The organism is Massilia sp. TWR1-2-2, assembly GCF_049897565.1.
Lineage (GTDB): Bacteria > Pseudomonadota > Gammaproteobacteria > Burkholderiales > Burkholderiaceae_D > JAFCUW01.
Genome location: NZ_JAFCWM010000039.1, coordinates 17,273 through 31,671, shown reverse-complemented (window position 1 = coordinate 31,671; position 14,399 = coordinate 17,273). Strand labels below are relative to the sequence as shown.

Annotated in this window: 12 protein-coding genes; 4 read left to right on the top strand and 8 right to left on the bottom strand. The window is 65.6% G+C overall.

Going from position 1 to position 14,399, the window contains the following annotated elements:
* Positions 1 to 202: 202 nt before the first annotated feature.
* Together tsaD and ACP7DD_RS23770 are read left to right on the top strand one after the other, a co-directional pair.
* Positions 203 to 1,243, top strand: coding sequence for a tRNA (adenosine(37)-N6)-threonylcarbamoyltransferase complex transferase subunit TsaD (gene tsaD / locus ACP7DD_RS23775; protein ID WP_426177501.1), 1,041 nt, complete (start codon positions 203 to 205; stop codon positions 1,241 to 1,243).
* Between the two features lie 142 nt (positions 1,244 to 1,385).
* Positions 1,386 to 2,231, top strand: coding sequence for an endonuclease/exonuclease/phosphatase family protein (locus tag ACP7DD_RS23770; protein WP_426177500.1), 846 nt, complete (start codon positions 1,386 to 1,388; stop codon positions 2,229 to 2,231).
* Positions 2,232 to 2,251: 20 nt separating this feature from the next.
* Here the strand turns inward: ACP7DD_RS23770 and ACP7DD_RS23765 are convergent, their stop codons facing one another.
* The 6 genes from ACP7DD_RS23765 to metE form a co-directional block, all read right to left on the bottom strand.
* Positions 2,252 to 3,058 (bottom strand): ABC transporter ATP-binding protein, encoded by an 807-nt coding sequence (locus ACP7DD_RS23765; protein WP_426177498.1) that lies wholly within the window; start codon positions 3,056 to 3,058, stop codon positions 2,252 to 2,254.
* A gap of 1 nt (position 3,059) precedes the next feature.
* Entirely contained in the window at positions 3,060 to 3,965 is a 906-nt protein-coding gene (gene ntrB / locus ACP7DD_RS23760) for a nitrate ABC transporter permease (RefSeq protein ID WP_426177496.1), read from the bottom strand.
* A gap of 14 nt (positions 3,966 to 3,979) precedes the next feature.
* Positions 3,980 to 5,215, bottom strand: a complete 1,236-nt coding sequence (locus tag ACP7DD_RS23755) for a CmpA/NrtA family ABC transporter substrate-binding protein (RefSeq protein WP_426177494.1) — start codon at positions 5,213 to 5,215, stop codon at positions 3,980 to 3,982.
* Positions 5,216 to 5,458: 243 nt separating this feature from the next.
* Positions 5,459 to 6,100 (bottom strand): DsbA family oxidoreductase, encoded by a 642-nt coding sequence (locus ACP7DD_RS23750; protein WP_426177492.1) that lies wholly within the window; start codon positions 6,098 to 6,100, stop codon positions 5,459 to 5,461.
* A 140-nt stretch (positions 6,101 to 6,240) separates the two neighbouring features.
* Positions 6,241 to 6,882 carry a glycerol-3-phosphate 1-O-acyltransferase PlsY gene (plsY, locus tag ACP7DD_RS23745; protein WP_426177491.1) on the bottom strand — a complete coding sequence of 214 codons (642 nt, stop codon included), beginning with the start codon at positions 6,880 to 6,882 and terminating at the stop codon, positions 6,241 to 6,243.
* Between the two features lie 142 nt (positions 6,883 to 7,024).
* Positions 7,025 to 9,352: a 5-methyltetrahydropteroyltriglutamate--homocysteine S-methyltransferase gene (metE, locus tag ACP7DD_RS23740; protein WP_426177489.1), complete on the bottom strand. Its 2,328-nt coding sequence runs from the start codon at positions 9,350 to 9,352 to the stop codon at positions 7,025 to 7,027.
* A 96-nt stretch (positions 9,353 to 9,448) separates the two neighbouring features.
* Between metE and ACP7DD_RS23735 the strand changes: the two genes are divergently transcribed.
* Positions 9,449 to 10,375 (top strand): LysR family transcriptional regulator, encoded by a 927-nt coding sequence (locus ACP7DD_RS23735; RefSeq protein WP_426177488.1) that lies wholly within the window; start codon positions 9,449 to 9,451, stop codon positions 10,373 to 10,375.
* 3 nt (positions 10,376 to 10,378) lie between these two features.
* Here ACP7DD_RS23735 and ACP7DD_RS23730 read toward each other — a convergent pair whose 3' ends face one another.
* Positions 10,379 to 10,867 carry an aminoacyl-tRNA deacylase gene (locus ACP7DD_RS23730; RefSeq protein WP_426177505.1) on the bottom strand — a complete coding sequence of 163 codons (489 nt, stop codon included), beginning with the start codon at positions 10,865 to 10,867 and terminating at the stop codon, positions 10,379 to 10,381.
* A gap of 38 nt (positions 10,868 to 10,905) precedes the next feature.
* Here ACP7DD_RS23730 and ACP7DD_RS23725 point away from each other — a divergent pair, with 38 nt between their 5' ends.
* Complete coding sequence (locus ACP7DD_RS23725; protein ID WP_426177486.1) at positions 10,906 to 11,880, top strand: endonuclease/exonuclease/phosphatase family protein; 975 nt, start codon at positions 10,906 to 10,908, stop codon at positions 11,878 to 11,880.
* On the opposite strand, the gene ACP7DD_RS23720 is transcribed toward ACP7DD_RS23725, so the two are convergent.
* Complete coding sequence (locus tag ACP7DD_RS23720; RefSeq protein WP_426177485.1) at positions 11,861 to 14,341, bottom strand: sensor domain-containing protein; 2,481 nt, start codon at positions 14,339 to 14,341, stop codon at positions 11,861 to 11,863. The genes ACP7DD_RS23725 and ACP7DD_RS23720 overlap by 20 nt on opposite strands.
* Between the last annotated feature and the right edge of the window lie 58 nt (positions 14,342 to 14,399).

Genomic DNA, 14,399 nt, shown 5'->3' with positions numbered 1-14,399 from the left:
GGGGCAAATCAATAACCAGTGGGAGGGCATCGGACAGCATCAGCCAGAAAGTTAACACTTCGGCCGAAAGTTTACAACAAGAAAATGCGACTAAAGCTTAACTTAGCGGCATTAGGGTCAGACCCGAACAAAGCCACACCGGGGTCTGCCCCCTGGCCAGCGGTGCTTTACAATGACGCCTTCCCCCCTTTGTCTGCATTCCATGATCGTTCTCGGCGTCGAATCCTCCTGCGATGAAACCGGCCTTGCGTTGTACGACACGCAACGCGGCCTGCTGTCCCATGCCCTCCACTCGCAAGTGGCGATGCACGAGGAGTACGGCGGCGTGGTGCCGGAGCTGGCTTCGCGCGACCATATCCGGCGCGCCATCCCGCTGCTCGAGCACACCCTCGAGCGCGCCGGCATCGCGCTGTCCGAGATCGACGCCATCGCCTATACCCAGGGCCCGGGCCTGGCCGGCGCGCTGCTGGTCGGCTCGTCGATCGCTTGCGCGCTTGGCCTGGCGACCGACAAACCGGTGCTCGGCGTGCATCACCTGGAAGGCCACCTGCTGTCGCCGCTGCTGGCGGCCGAGCCGCCGCAGTTTCCGTTCATCGCGCTGCTGGTCTCGGGCGGACACACGCAGCTGATGCGGGTCGACGGCGTCGGCCAGTACACGCTGCTCGGCGAGACGCTCGACGACGCCGCCGGCGAGGCGTTCGACAAATCGGCCAAGCTGCTCGGCCTCGGCTATCCGGGCGGGCCGGCGATTTCGCGCCTGGCCGAATTTGGCGACCCGACCGCGTATAAGCTGCCGCGCCCGATGCTGCATTCGAAGGACTTCAATTTCAGTTTTTCGGGACTGAAGACGGCGGTGCTGACGGTGGTGAAAAATCACGAAGAAAAAGTCATCGCCAATATCTGCGAACAGGACAAGGCCGATATCGCGCGCGGGTTTGTCGATGCGATCGTCGACGTGTTGACGGCCAAATGCGTCAGCGCGATCAAGCATTCGGGGCTGAAGCGGCTGGTGATCGCCGGCGGCGTCGGCGCCAATTCGCAGCTGCGCGCGTCGCTTGATGCGGCGGCGGTCGCGAAGAAGTTTCGGGTGTTTTATCCGGAGCTGGAGTTCTGCACCGATAACGGCGCGATGATCGCGTTCGCCGGGGCCATGCGCCTGCAGATCAATCCGGAGGCGGCGCAGAAGGATTATTCGTTCAATGTGCGGCCGCGGTGGCCGCTCGACGAAATCAAGGTGGTTTAAGCAGCGCGTCCGGGGTCTGACCCCGCTGGGTCAGACCCCGGACGCGGCGGAGAACAGATTTTGTAGCCGTATCCAACGGTGTTCCCGTCCCCCGCCAAAAAATGCCACTATCAGCCGGGTGCAGTTTTTCCGGAGGCGCGGCATGCGGATTGTCAGCTGGAACATACACTGGGGATGCGGCAAGGATGGCAGGATCAGAATCCACGCCATCATCGACGTGCTGCGCAACCTCAATCCGGACGTGATCTGCCTGCAGGAGGTCGCCTCGAACCACCCCGAGCTGGAAGGCGGCGCCACTTGCGACCAGTTCAAGCAACTGGCCGGTGCGTTCGGTGCCTACCATTCAGTGCAGGCGCCGGTCAGCGAGATCTACCGCAACAACCTGCCGCGACTGTTTGGCAATGTGCTGTTTTCCAAATTCCGCATCACCCAGGTGCACCGCCACCTGCTGCCCTGGCCGCCCGATCCGTCCAGCCCGCCGGGCATGCCGCGCGGGATGATCGAGGCGGTCATCGACGCGCCAGGCGGCAAGGTGCGCGTGCTCACCACCCATCTCGAATACTATTCGCTGGCCCAGCGCATCGCGCAGGTGCGCCAGATCCGGTATCTGCACTGGGAAGCGTGCGAGCGCGCCCGCACCTTCGAGCCCGACCCCACGCTCGATGCGCCGTACCAGCTGGGCTTTCGTCCGGGCTCGGCGATCTACTGCGGCGACTTCAACCTCAATCCCGGCTCGCCCGAATACGCGGAGCTGATCGCGCCCGAAGAAGCGATCGCGCTGCCGCTGGTGGACGCCTGGAGCGCGACGCATCCCGGCCAGTCGCACATGCCGACGGCCGGCCTGCACGGCTTTGCGTGGCCGGACAAGCCCGATTGCTACGACTACTTCTTCGTCACCGAAGACCTGGTGCCGCGCCTCACCGCCGTCGAGGTGCAGTCGGAGACGGTCGCGTCCGACCACCAGCCGCTCGTCCTCGACATCAGCTAGGCTTGGTCAGGCTGATTGCTTCAGGCCGCTTCCTTGTCGGGCCGCGCCTGGCGGTGATACAAGAACTCCAGCACCCGGGTGCGGTAATCGATGTAGAGCGCGTCGTGCGCCAGGGCGACCCGGTCGCGCGGGCGCGCCAGCTTGACGTCGACGATCTCGCCGATCGTCGCCGCCGGCCCGTTGGTCATCATGACGATGCGGTCCGACAGCAGCACCGCTTCGTCGACGTCGTGGGTGACCATCACGACGATCGATCCGGTCTGCGCGACGATGCGCAGCAGCTCGTCCTGCAGGTGGGCGCGGGTCAGCGCGTCGAGGGCGCCGAACGGCTCGTCCATCAGCAGCACTTTCGGCTCCATCGACAGCGCGCGGGCGATGCCGACGCGCTGCTTCATGCCGCCCGAGATTTCGTTGGGCCGCTTGGACGCCGCCGCGCTCAAACCCACCAGCGCCAGCGCGGCCGTGGTGCGCTCGCGCATCTGCGCCTTCGACTCCTTCGCGCCGAACACGCGCTCGACCGCCAGGTGGACGTTTTCGAAGCAGGTCAGCCACGGCAGCAGCGAGTGGTTCTGGAAGACGACGCCGCGCTCGGGCGACGGCCCGGCGATCTCGCGGCCGGCGCAGATCAGGACGCCCTCGGTGGCGGTGGTGAGGCCCGCGATCAGGTTCATCAGCGTCGACTTGCCGCAGCCGGAGTGGCCGATCAGGGTGACGAATTCACCCTGGGCGACCGTCAGGTTGATGTCGGTGAGCGCATGGAAGCTGCCCTTCCTGGTATCGAAGCGCATCTCGGCGCCCTGCACTTCGATGAATTTTTGCGCGTGCATGTCAGGCTCCGGTTTCTTCGTAGGTGAACGACTTGGCCAATGCGACCAGCGCTTGTTCCAGCAGCAGGCCGACCACGCCGATCACCACGATGGCGATGATGATGTGCGGGGCGTTCAGGTTGTTCCACTCATCCCAGACCCAGAAGCCGATGCCCACGCCGCCGGTCAGCATTTCGGCGGCGACGATTACCAGCCACGCGGTGCCGATCGCCAGGCGCACGCCGGTCAGCATGTACGGCAGCACCGACGGCAGCAGGATCTTGGTGAAGATCTTCCACTCCGACAGATTGAGCACGCGCGCAACGTTCATGTAATCCTGCGGCACGCGCTGCACGCCGACGGCGGTGTTGATGATCATCGGCCAGATCGAGCAGATGAAGATCGACCAGATCGCGGCCGGGTCGGCGGCCTTGAACACCAACAGGCCGATCGGCAGCCAGGCCAGCGGCGAGACCGGCTTGAGCAGGCTGATGACCGGGTTGAACATCCCTGCCAAAAATTTGAAGCGCCCGATCATGAAGCCGAGCGGGATGCCCACCGCCGCGGCGAGGCCAAAGCCGACCGCCACGCGCTTGAGCGACGCATAAATATTCCAGCCGATGCCCTGGTCGTTCGGGCCGTTGCTGTAGAACGGATCGGCGAACAGGCGCAGCGCCTCCGCCCCGGTGACCGCCGGCGACGGGAAATTGGTGTTCTTGGCCGAGATGATCTGCCACACCAGCACCAGCAGCGCCACGCCGAGAAACGGCGGCAGCACCTTCAGCAGGATCACGTTGAAGTTCGATTTGCGGCCGATACGCACGCCCCGGCTGGCCAGGCGCTGGCTGCGGCGCCGCTTTTCCGGCTCCGCCTTCGATAGTGGGACGCTGGCGGCGCCGTGTGTTGCGGGGTCGAGTACTGCGCTCATGTGCTGCTCCTCCATCAGGCTTTGATTTTGAATGAGTCGGCGTACGCCTTGGGGTTCTTGCCGTCCCAGATGCCGCCGTCGATCAGCTTCGTGGTGCGCATCGGCGACTTCGGCACGTTCGCCTTGGCCATCGTGGCCGCTTCCTTGTACAGCGCGATCTGGTTGACGGCGGTGGCGGTGGCCAGATAGTCCGGCTCGCCCTTGAGCAGGCCCCAGCGCTTATGCTGGGTCATGAACCACATGCCGTCGGTCAGGTACGGGAAGTTGACGCTGCCGTCGTTATAGAACTTCATGTAGTTTGGGTCGTCCCAGGTCTTGCCCATGCCGTTCTGGTATCGGCCCAGGATGCGCTGGTTGATGACGTCGACCGAGGTGTTCACGTACGACTTGTCGGCGATGGTGCTGGCCATCTTGGTCTTGTTCGACAGCGACGCGTCGATCCACTTGCTCGCTTCGAGCACCGCTGCCACCAGCGCGCGCGCCGTGTTCGGATTGGTCTTGACCCATTCGGCGGTGGTGCCGAGCGTTTTTTCCGGGTGGTCCTGCCAGATATCCTGGGTAGTGGCGCCGGTGACGCCGACGCCGTCGACAATGGCGCGGTGCCCCCACGGTTCGCCGACGCAGAAGCCGTCCATGTTGCCGACCCGCATATTGGCCACCATCTGCGGCGGCGGCACCGTGATCACCTTGGCGTCCTTCATCGGATTGATGCCGTAGGTGGCGAGCCAGTAGTACAGCCACATCGCGTGGGTGCCGGTCGGGAAGGTCTGGGCAAAGGTGTATTCGCGCTTGTCGGTGCGCATCAGCTTGGCCAGCGACGGGCCGTCGACGCCGCCCTTGTCCGAGACTTTTCTCGACAAGGTGATGGCCTGGCCGTTGTGGTTCAGGTTCATCAGCACCGCCATGTCCTTCTTGGCGCCGCCGATGCCCATCTGCACGCCGTAGATCAGGCCGTACAGAACGTGCGCCGCGTCCAGTTCGCCGTTGACGAGCTTGTCGCGCACGCCGGCCCACGACGACTCCTTCGACAGGACAATCTTGATGCCGTATTTCTTGTCGAAGCCGAGCACCGACGCCATCACCACCGAGGCGCAATCGGTGAGCGGAATGAAGCCGACCTTGACTTCCTCTTTTTCGGGTTTGTCGGAACCGGCGGCCCACACTGCCCCGGTGGCCAGGCCGCTGAGGGAAGCGGCGCCCGCTTTCAGGATGGTGCGGCGGTTCAGCGTGGTTTTGGTATCGTTGCTCATCATTTCCTCGTAGCTCGGCTGGAGAACAGTCGGAGCAAGCGCAGGAGCGCCTGCCGTTACCTGTCCATCAGCAAATGGCGTGCCAGCTAGAAAAAGAGGAAATGCACGACGAATAAGTCGAATTGGCGTCGCCCTGCACGGCATTTGGCACCGTTCTTGTGCAGCGCACCAACATCGCGCCGAAGAATCACACCGGGGTCAGACCTAGGTCTGACCCCGATGATGTAGGACGGCGGTGTTGCCTTATTCCTGCGAAAGGATCTGGCGCAGCGCCTGCTCGAATACCTCGGGCGGCTGGCCGCCGGAGATCAGGTGGCGCTTGTTGATGATGATCGCCGGCACCGAGCTGATGCCCTGGCGCTGGAAGAACTGCTCGGCTTCGCGCACTTCGGCGGCGTAGGTGTCGGAAGCGAGGATGCGGGCAGCCTCGGCAGTATTGAGGCCGACTTTGCCGGCCACGCGCACCAACACCTCGTGCGAGCCGGGGCTGTCGCCGTCGGTAAAGTACGAGTCGAACAGCGCCATCTTCAGCTCGCGCTGCAAGCCGTGCTCTTCAGCCCAGTGCAGCAGGCGGTGGGCGTCGAAGGTGTTGTAGATGCGGTCGCGCTGGCCGAATTCGAAGCCGAGTTCGGCACCGCGGGCGCGGATCATCTCGCTGGTCTGGTTGCGCTGCTCTGCACTGGCGCCGTATTTGCGGGCCAGGTGCTCGCCGATGTCTTCGCCTTCGGCCGCGATGTTCGGGTTCAGCTCGAACGGCTGGAAATGCAGCTCGGCATCGGCCAGGTCGCCGACGTTGTCGAGCGCCTGCTCGAGCGACTTAAGGCCGATGACGCACCACGGGCACGATACGTCCGACACGAAATCAATCCTGATCTGTTTGCTCACAATGTTTGCTCCCTATTTACCAGCCACCTATATTGACCCGAGCGATAGCATTTCAATAGGACAAATTAAAACGGGGTCGGACCCGGCTTTTATGGTGCCGCCAATGGATTAACCGGGTCTGACCCTGTTTTTGGGAGCACTTACTTTTTCTTGGTGGCGGGCGGTTTGGCCGCGGGGGCGGATTTGCTGCCGATGCGGCTTTCTTTGCCGGCGATGAGGTTGCTGATGTTCTTGCTGTGGCGCCAGGCCAGCAGCGCGCACATCACCACGACCGCGAACAGCTTTTCGTCGATGCCGAACAGCAGGCCGTAGTAGAACGGCGCAAATAACGCCGAGATCAGCGCCGCCAGCGACGAGTAGCGGAACGCGTACGCGATCACGATCCAGGTAACCAAGGTCGCCAGGCCCAGCCAGGGATTCAGGCCGATCAGCACGCCCAGCGCAGTGGCGACGCCCTTGCCGCCGACGAAGCGGAAAAACACCGGCCACAGGTGGCCGAGGAATACTGCAAGCGCCACCATCGCGATGCCGGCGTCGGTCACGCCATACTGGTCGGCCAGGCGCTCGGCCAGCCACACGGCGAACCAGCCCTTGGCGCCGTCGCCGATCAACGTGGCGATCGCGGCTTTCTTGTTGCCGCTGCGAAGGACGTTGGTGGCGCCGGGGTTTTTCGAGCCGTAAGTGCGCGGATCGGACAGGCCGAATACGCGGCTCATCACCACCGCAAACGAAATCGAGCCGATCAGGTAGGCGGCAATTACAAAAATAAGGGTGGCGGTCATCGTCTCTCTCTTGTTATCGAACCCGGTCTCGGTCGCCGGGCCGGTGAATATACACCATCCCAGGCAACCGGCGAAAGCGGCGCGGACACCCGGTCACGACAACATTAAAGCAAAATGGCGACGGCGACAATCGCCGCCCCAATCAGGGCGCCGCGCCGCCCGCTTCGCCGCGCAGCCGGTGCGCCGCCGCCACCATGTTGCGCAGCGCCGCCTGCGTTTCCGGCCAGGCGCGCGTCTTCAGGCCGCAATCGGGATTGACCCACAGGTTCGCCGCCGGGATCACTTCGGCCGCCTTCTTCATCAGCCGCACGATCGCGTCGACCGACGGCACCTGCGGCGAATGGATGTCGTACACGCCAGGGCCGATCTGGTTCGGGTACCTGAAGCTGCCGAAGCCGCGCAGCAGCTCCATGTCGGAGCGGCTCGTCTCGATGGTGATGACATCGGCATCCATCGCCGCGATCTCCGGCAGGATGTCGTTGAACTCGGCATAGCACATGTGCGTATGCACCTGCGTGTCGTCGGCCACGCCGCTGGCGGCGATGCGAAACGCGCGCCCCGCCCACTGCAGGTATTCGGGCCAAAGCACGCGGCGCAGCGGCAGACCCTCGCGGATTGCCGGCTCGTCGATCTGGACGATGCCGATGCCGGCCGCCTCCAGGTCGAGCACCTCGTCGCGGATCGCCAGCGCGATCTGCTGCGCGGTCGCCGAGCGGGCCTGGTCGTCGCGCACGAACGACCATTGCAAAATGGTGACCGGGCCGGTCAGCATGCCTTTCATCGGCCGCGCCGTCAGGCTTTGCGCATACGCGGTCCAGCGCACCGTCATCGCAGCCGGCCGCGAAACGTCGCCAAACAGCACCGGCGGCTTGACGCAGCGCGAGCCGTACGACTGCACCCAGCCGTTGGCGGTAAACGCGAAGCCGTCGAGCTGCTCGCCGAAATATTCGACCATGTCGTTGCGCTCGGCTTCGCCGTGCACCAGCACGTCGATGCCGAGTTCTTCCTGCTGCCGCACGGCGTGGGCGATCTCGGCGCGCATCGCCAGTTCGTACGCGTCATCGCTCAGCTCCTTGCGCTTGTGGGCGGCGCGGGCGGCGCGGATCGCCGCGGTCTGCGGGAACGAGCCGATCGTCGTGGTCGGAAACAGCGGCAGCGCCAGGCGCGCCTGCTGCCCGGCGCGGCGCGCCGCAAAGCCGCTGTGGCGGCGGTCGATGCCGGGCTCTAGCTGGGCGGCGCGTTGCCTCACGGCCGGGTTCGTCACGCGCGGGCTGGCGGCGCGCGCGGCAATGGCGCTGCGCGCCGCCAGCAATTCGGCGGCCACGCTGTCTTCGCCGTCGTTGACGGCGCGCTGCAAGATGCGCAGCTCGGCCAGTTTGTCGGCGGCGCCGGCCAGCCAGCTGCGCAGTTCGTCGTCGATGGCGGCGTCGTCCGACAGGCGTAGCGGCGTGTGCAGCAGCGAGCACGACGGCGCGATCCACAGCTGCTGGCCGCGCCGTGCAACCACCGGCGCCAGCAGATGCAGCGCCTTGTCGAGGTCGGCGCGCCAGATGTTGCGACCATCGAGAATGCCGAGCGACAGCACCTTGTGCGGCGGCAGCCAGTCGAGCACCGATTGCAGTTCTTCGCCGGCGCGCACGAGGTCGACGTGCAGGCCGGCGACCGGCAGCTTGCACGCCAGGCTCAGGTGCTCCTGCAGCGGCGAAAAATAGGTCGCCAGCAGCAGCGGCACCTGCGCCGTGTTGAGCATGTGATAGGCGCGCTCGAACGCCAGCGCCCACTCGCCCGGCAGGTCGAGGCCGAGGATCGGCTCGTCGACCTGCACCCATTCGGCGCCGGCCTCTTTCAACTGGCACAGCAAGGCGATGTAGGCCGGCAGCAACTGCTCGAGCAGCGCCAGCTTGTCGAAGCCGGCCGTGCGAGATTTTCCCAGCCACAAAAAGGTCAGCGGGCCAAGCAGCACCGGCTTGACGCGGTGGCCCAGCGCCGTCGCCTCCGCCACTTCGCCCAGCAGGCGGGCAGACGCCAGGCTGAAGCGGGTAGCGTCGTCGAACTCCGGCACCAGGTAGTGGTAATTGGTATCGAACCATTTGGTCATTTCCAGCGCCGGCTTGCCGCTAGCATGCGAATGGTGGCAGGCCGGCTCGTGCTGGTGTTCGCTGGCAACGCCGCGCGCCAGCGTGAAGTAGCGCGCCAGCGCCGATTCTTCTCCGCTGAAGCCGAACCTGGCCGGCTCGCAGCCGAACAGCTGGATGTGATTGGCCACGTGGTCGTAATAGGCGAAGTCGCCCACCGTCACACAATCGAGCCCGGCATCGCGCTGCTGCGCCCAGTGGCGCCGGCGCAACATGGCGCCGCACTCCTCGAGATCCTGCTCGCTGATTTCGTTGCGCCAGTGACGCTCGAGGGCAAACTTGAGCTCGCGTTGCAGGCCCATGCGTGGGAAACCTAGTATATGAGACTTAATCATGTTCACTTCTATTTTGTATGAATAATGGTTATGATGATCACCGCCCGCCACGCAGAATTCAAACGAAATTTTTTGCAGCCCATCTGAAAATAATTCATGACCCATTCCCTGCTTGAACTGCGCCACCTGCGCACCCTCGTCGCGCTGAAGCAATCGGGCACCATGTCGCGCGCCGCGCAACTGCTCAACGTGACCCAGTCGGCGCTGTCGCACCAGGTCAAGATCCTCGAGGAGCAATACCAGGCCAGCCTGTTCGAGCGCAAGTCGAGCCCGATCGTGTTCACCGCGGCCGGCCAGCGCCTGCTCGAGCTGGCCACGCGCGTGCTGCCGGCGGTGGAAACAGCCGAACGCGACCTGGCGCGGCTGGCCGGCCACGGCTCGGGCAAATTGCGCATCGCGGTCGAATGCCACACCTGCTTCGACTGGCTGATGCCGTCGATGGACGCGCTGCGCGAGCGCTGGCCGCAGGTCGAGCAGGACATCATCTCGGGCTTCCAGGCCGATCCGGTCGGGCTGCTGCACCAGGACCGCGCCGAGCTGGCCATCGTCTCCGACATCGACGAGGACGAGACCGACATGGTGTTCCACCCGCTGTTCGAATTCGAAATGGTGGCGCTGCTGCCGCTGAACCATCGCTACCTGGCCAAGCCGTACCTGGAAGCGGGCGACTTTGCCGGCCAGGCCCTGATCACCTATCCGGTGCCGGACGACATGCTCGACCTGGTGCGACAGGTGCTCAAACCTGCCGGCATCGAGCCGCCGCGGCGGACCACCGAGCTGACGGTCGGCATGCTGCAGCTGGTGGCGAGCGGACGCGGCTTTGCGGCGCTGCCGCTGTGGGCGGTCAATGGTTACCTTGAACGCGGTTATGTGGCGCGCCAGCGCATCGGCCCCGACGGCCTGACCGGACGGCTGTACGCGGTGATCCCGAAACACCTGGCCGGCAACGCCTACCTGGCCGACTTCGTGCACGTCATGCGCGAGACGTCGCTGCTGTCGTTCCCCGGCATCAAGCTGATGTAAGGATTACGGCAGCGCGACCTCGACCGCTATCGGCGCCAGCAGGCGCACCAGCTCGGCCGGATCCATGCCGACCAGGTAGCCGCGGCGCCCGCCGTTGATGTAGATGCGCGGCAGGTCGAAAATCGTTTTCTCGACATACACCGGCATTGCCTTGCGCGTGCCGAACGGGCTGGTGCCGCCGACCAGGAAGCCGGTGTGGCGGTTCGCCACGTCCGGCTTGCACGGCTCGACCGACTTGCAGGCAATCGCGCGCGCCAGGTTCTTGGTCGACACGGTGCAGTCGCCATGCATCAGCACCAGCAGCGGGCGCGCCGCCTCGTCCTGCATCACCAGCGTCTTGACGACCGCGTGTTCGTCGACGCCGAGCTCGCGCGCCGACACCGCGGTGCCGCCCTTTTCCTCGTACGCATACGGATGTGCGCTGAACGCGACCTGGTGCTTGCGCAGGAACTGGGTCGCGGGCGTTTCGGAAATGTGCTCTTTCTTAGCCATGCGTGATACGCTGTTCATTCATTGAGGAGTTTCTTATTATGCAGCAGGAAATTCGCTTTGCGACCTTTAACGTCTTCAACCTCGCTCCCGCCGGCGCGAAACTGTACGACAACCTGGTGCCGTGCACCGAGGAAGAATTCGAGGCGAAGATCGATTGGACGGCACGCCAGATCGACTTGCTCGACGCCGATGTGATCGGCTTCCAGGAAATTTTTTCGCAGGCGGCGTTAAAGCTGGCCTTGTCGCGCACCCGCAATTACCGCGACGCCTACCACGTCGGCTTCGACCCCGATACGGCCGCCGAGCGCCTGACGCCGAGCGTGGCGCTGGTGTCGCGCCTGCCGCTGGCGGCGCCCGGCGTGTCCCACGCGCTGTTCCCGAACGGCATCGAGATGCCGGCCGGCAGCCGCGACGCCGACCGCTTCGCCCGCCCCGTCGTGCATGCGCAGGTGATCGTCTCGCCCGACGTGACCGTCGACGTGGTGGTGATCCACCTGAAATCGAAGCGCCCCGACTACCGCACCGGCGACAGCTGCGAGGACGCGCAGCTGTACGCGCTGGCCTGCCTGCGCTCGCTGATCCGGCGCGGCACCGAGGCGGTGGCGCTGCGCGTGCTGCTGTCGAACCTGGCGCGCGAACACCAGCGCCCGCGCGTGGTGCTGGGCGACTTCAACGACGTGGCCGACGCCGTCACCACCGGCATCGTGCTCGGCGCCGGCGCGCCGCTCGGCGAGCGCATGTTCGACGCCTACCAGCTGCAGCGCCGCCAGGACCACCTGCGCCACGTCGGTTTCTCCAGCCTGCACGACGGCCACTACACGACGATCGACCATATCCTGGTGTCGGAAGAATTCAACGGCGCGCTGCCGAACGCGATCGGCGAAGTGGTCGACGTGGTCTACCTGAACGATCACCTGGTGCTGGAACTGCCGCAGGCGTCCGACCACGGCCAGGTACTGGCGCGCATCCGCCTGTTCGACGTCGCCAGCACGCTCATGGATGCCGGCGCCTGAGATCCGGCTCGCTCGACGCCATGCTGGCGTAATGACCCTGATACTCGTCGCAGCCGTGCTGCTGCAGGAAGCGCAGCTGCTCGGCCGTCTCGACGCCTTCGGCAATCACCCGCAGCTTCAGGCTGCGCGCCACCGCGATGATGGCCGGGATGATGGCCGCGTGGTCCGGCTCGCGCGTGATGTCGTCGATGAACGAGCGGTCGATCTTCAGCTTCGATAGCCGGTAGCGGCGCAAGGTCGACAGGCTCGAGCAGCCCTTGCCGAAATCGTCGACGGTGATCTGCACGCCGCGTTGGCGCAGCGCGTTGACGGTGTCGATCGTCGCCGCGTCGCCCTTCATGATCATGCCCTCGGTGATTTCGAGGTCGAGGAACTGCGGCGCCAGCCCGGACGCGGCCAGCGCGTCGTCGACATACTGCAGCAGGTGGTCGTGGATGAACTGGACGTTCGACAGGTTCACCGCCACCACCACCGGGCAGCCCTGGTCGCGCCACGCGCGCGCCTGCGCGCACGCTTCGCGCAGCACCCATTCGCCGATCGGCACGATCAGGCCGGACGCTTCGGCGATCGGGATGAACTGGTCCGGCTGCAGCAGGCCGCGCTCCGGATGGCGCCAGCGGATCAGCGCCTCGACGCCAATGGTGCGCCCGCTGGCGATGTCGATCTCGGGCTGGTATTCGAGCACGAATTCGTTGTTGGCCAGCGCCTGGCGCAGCTTGTTCTCGATCTGCACCCGCTCGACGACGTGGGCGTTCATCTCCGGGCTGAAGAAGCGGAAGGCGTTGCGCCCGTTTTGCTTGGCGTGGTACATGGCCACGTCGGCGTGGCGCATCAAGGTGTCGACGTCGTGGCCGTCGCTGGGGAAGATGCTGATGCCGATCGACGCCGACAACGCAATCTCCTGGCCGAGCACCTTCATCGGCTGGCCCACCGCGTGCATCACGCTGCCGGCCACGTGCGCGGCCTGGTCGGCGCCGCCGATGTCGGCCAGGATGACGACGAATTCGTCGCCGCCCTGCCGGCTGACGGTGTCGACGCCGCGCACGCAGCGCGTCAGCCGCGTCGCCACTTCTTTCAGCACGACGTCGCCGGCCTGGTGGCCGTAGCTGTCGTTGATCGCCTTGAAGCGGTCGAGGTCGAGGAACATCACGGCCACCCGCGTGTGCTGGCGCCGCGCCGTCGCCAGCGCCTGCTGCAAGCGGTCGAGGAACAGCAAGCGGTTCGGCAGGTCGGTCAGGAAGTCGTGTTCGGCCAGGTGGCGGGTGTGCTCCTCGACCTGCTTGCGGTCGGTGATGTCGGACAAAATGGCCATGTAGTTCGACACCTTGCCGCCGCCGTCGCGAATGGCGGTCAGCGCCGCCCACACCGGGTACTCCTCGGCGTTGCTGCGCATGCACAGCACTTCGCCCTCCCAGTGGTCGTGCAGCGCGACGAAGTCCCAGATTTCCTGGTAGAAGGCCGGCTCGTGCACGCCCGAGCGCAGGCTCGGTACCTCGCGGCCGATGATGTCGGCCGGCGCGAAGCCGGTGATGTCGTTAAACGCCTGGTTGACGGCGACGACGCGGCAGCCGCCGTCGAGGATCAGGATGGCGTCGCGGCAGTTCTCGAACACCTGCGCGGCCATCGTCAGTGTGCGTTCGGCCGACTTGCGCTGCGAGATGTCGCGGATGACCGCGAACGACAGCTGCTCGTGGTCGATCGCCACCGACGTCAACAACACCTCGGCCCAGAACAGCTCGCCACCGCAGGAGCGGTACAGCCATTCGTAGCGCTGGTTGCCGTCGTTCGCCGCCAGCGCCGCCAGCGCCGCCTCGCGCGTGGCGGACGCTTCGCCGGACGGCTGCCGCGGCGGCGAGAAGTCGGCCAGCGCCCGCCCCACCATGGTGTCGCGGCCGTCGCAGCCGAACAGGCGCAGCGCGGCCGGGTTGACGTCGATGATCTGGCGCCCGCGCACCAGCACCATGGCATCGGTCGAGCGCTCGTACAGGCGGCGGAAATCGGCGCCGGCGTGCAGCAGCGCCAGGTCGTCGGTCTTGCGGCCGGTGACATCGAGTTCCATGCAGATCACCTGCTGGGTGACGCCGTCGCGGGCGACCGGGAAGTGGCTCGAGCAGACCCATCGCTCGGCGCCGTCGGCGCGGCGGATGCGCCATTCGCGTGGCGGCGGCGCGATGCCGGTGCGCCAGATCGCGGCGATGGTCGCGGCGAACTCGGCTTCGTAGCCCGGGCGGACGATCACGCTGGTGAGCTGTCGGCCGAGCGCCTCGGCCGGCGCCAGCCCGACCAGCTCGGCGCAGCTGCGGTTCCAGTAGCGCACCACACCATCGCGATCGCTGCTGTGGACCGCCACGTTCGGCGTCAGTTCGACCGCGGCGACCAGGCGGTACAGCAGTTCGAGGGCGGCCAGGCCAGGCGCTTCCGGTTCCGCGCCGGGCAGCAGGGTAGCTATCACGTCTTCCACTGAGCATCCTTTGTCGGTTCGCGCCCCCGCGCACGAGTTCCAGTCTGCACTTAACCGA

Coding starts and splice junctions, on each gene's coding strand:
- tsaD (WP_426177501.1), top strand. CDS start 203: ATGATCGTTCTCGGCGTCGAATCCTCCTGCGATGAAACCGGCCTTGCG.
- ACP7DD_RS23770 (WP_426177500.1), top strand. CDS start 1,386: ATGCGGATTGTCAGCTGGAACATACACTGGGGATGCGGCAAGGATGGC.
- ACP7DD_RS23765 (WP_426177498.1), bottom strand. CDS start 3,058: ATGCACGCGCAAAAATTCATCGAAGTGCAGGGCGCCGAGATGCGCTTC.
- ntrB (WP_426177496.1), bottom strand. CDS start 3,965: ATGAGCGCAGTACTCGACCCCGCAACACACGGCGCCGCCAGCGTCCCA.
- ACP7DD_RS23755 (WP_426177494.1), bottom strand. CDS start 5,215: ATGAGCAACGATACCAAAACCACGCTGAACCGCCGCACCATCCTGAAA.
- plsY (WP_426177491.1), bottom strand. CDS start 6,882: ATGACCGCCACCCTTATTTTTGTAATTGCCGCCTACCTGATCGGCTCG.
- metE (WP_426177489.1), bottom strand. CDS start 9,352: ATGATTAAGTCTCATATACTAGGTTTCCCACGCATGGGCCTGCAACGC.
- ACP7DD_RS23735 (WP_426177488.1), top strand. CDS start 9,449: ATGACCCATTCCCTGCTTGAACTGCGCCACCTGCGCACCCTCGTCGCG.
- ACP7DD_RS23730 (WP_426177505.1), bottom strand. CDS start 10,867: ATGGCTAAGAAAGAGCACATTTCCGAAACGCCCGCGACCCAGTTCCTG.
- ACP7DD_RS23725 (WP_426177486.1), top strand. CDS start 10,906: ATGCAGCAGGAAATTCGCTTTGCGACCTTTAACGTCTTCAACCTCGCT.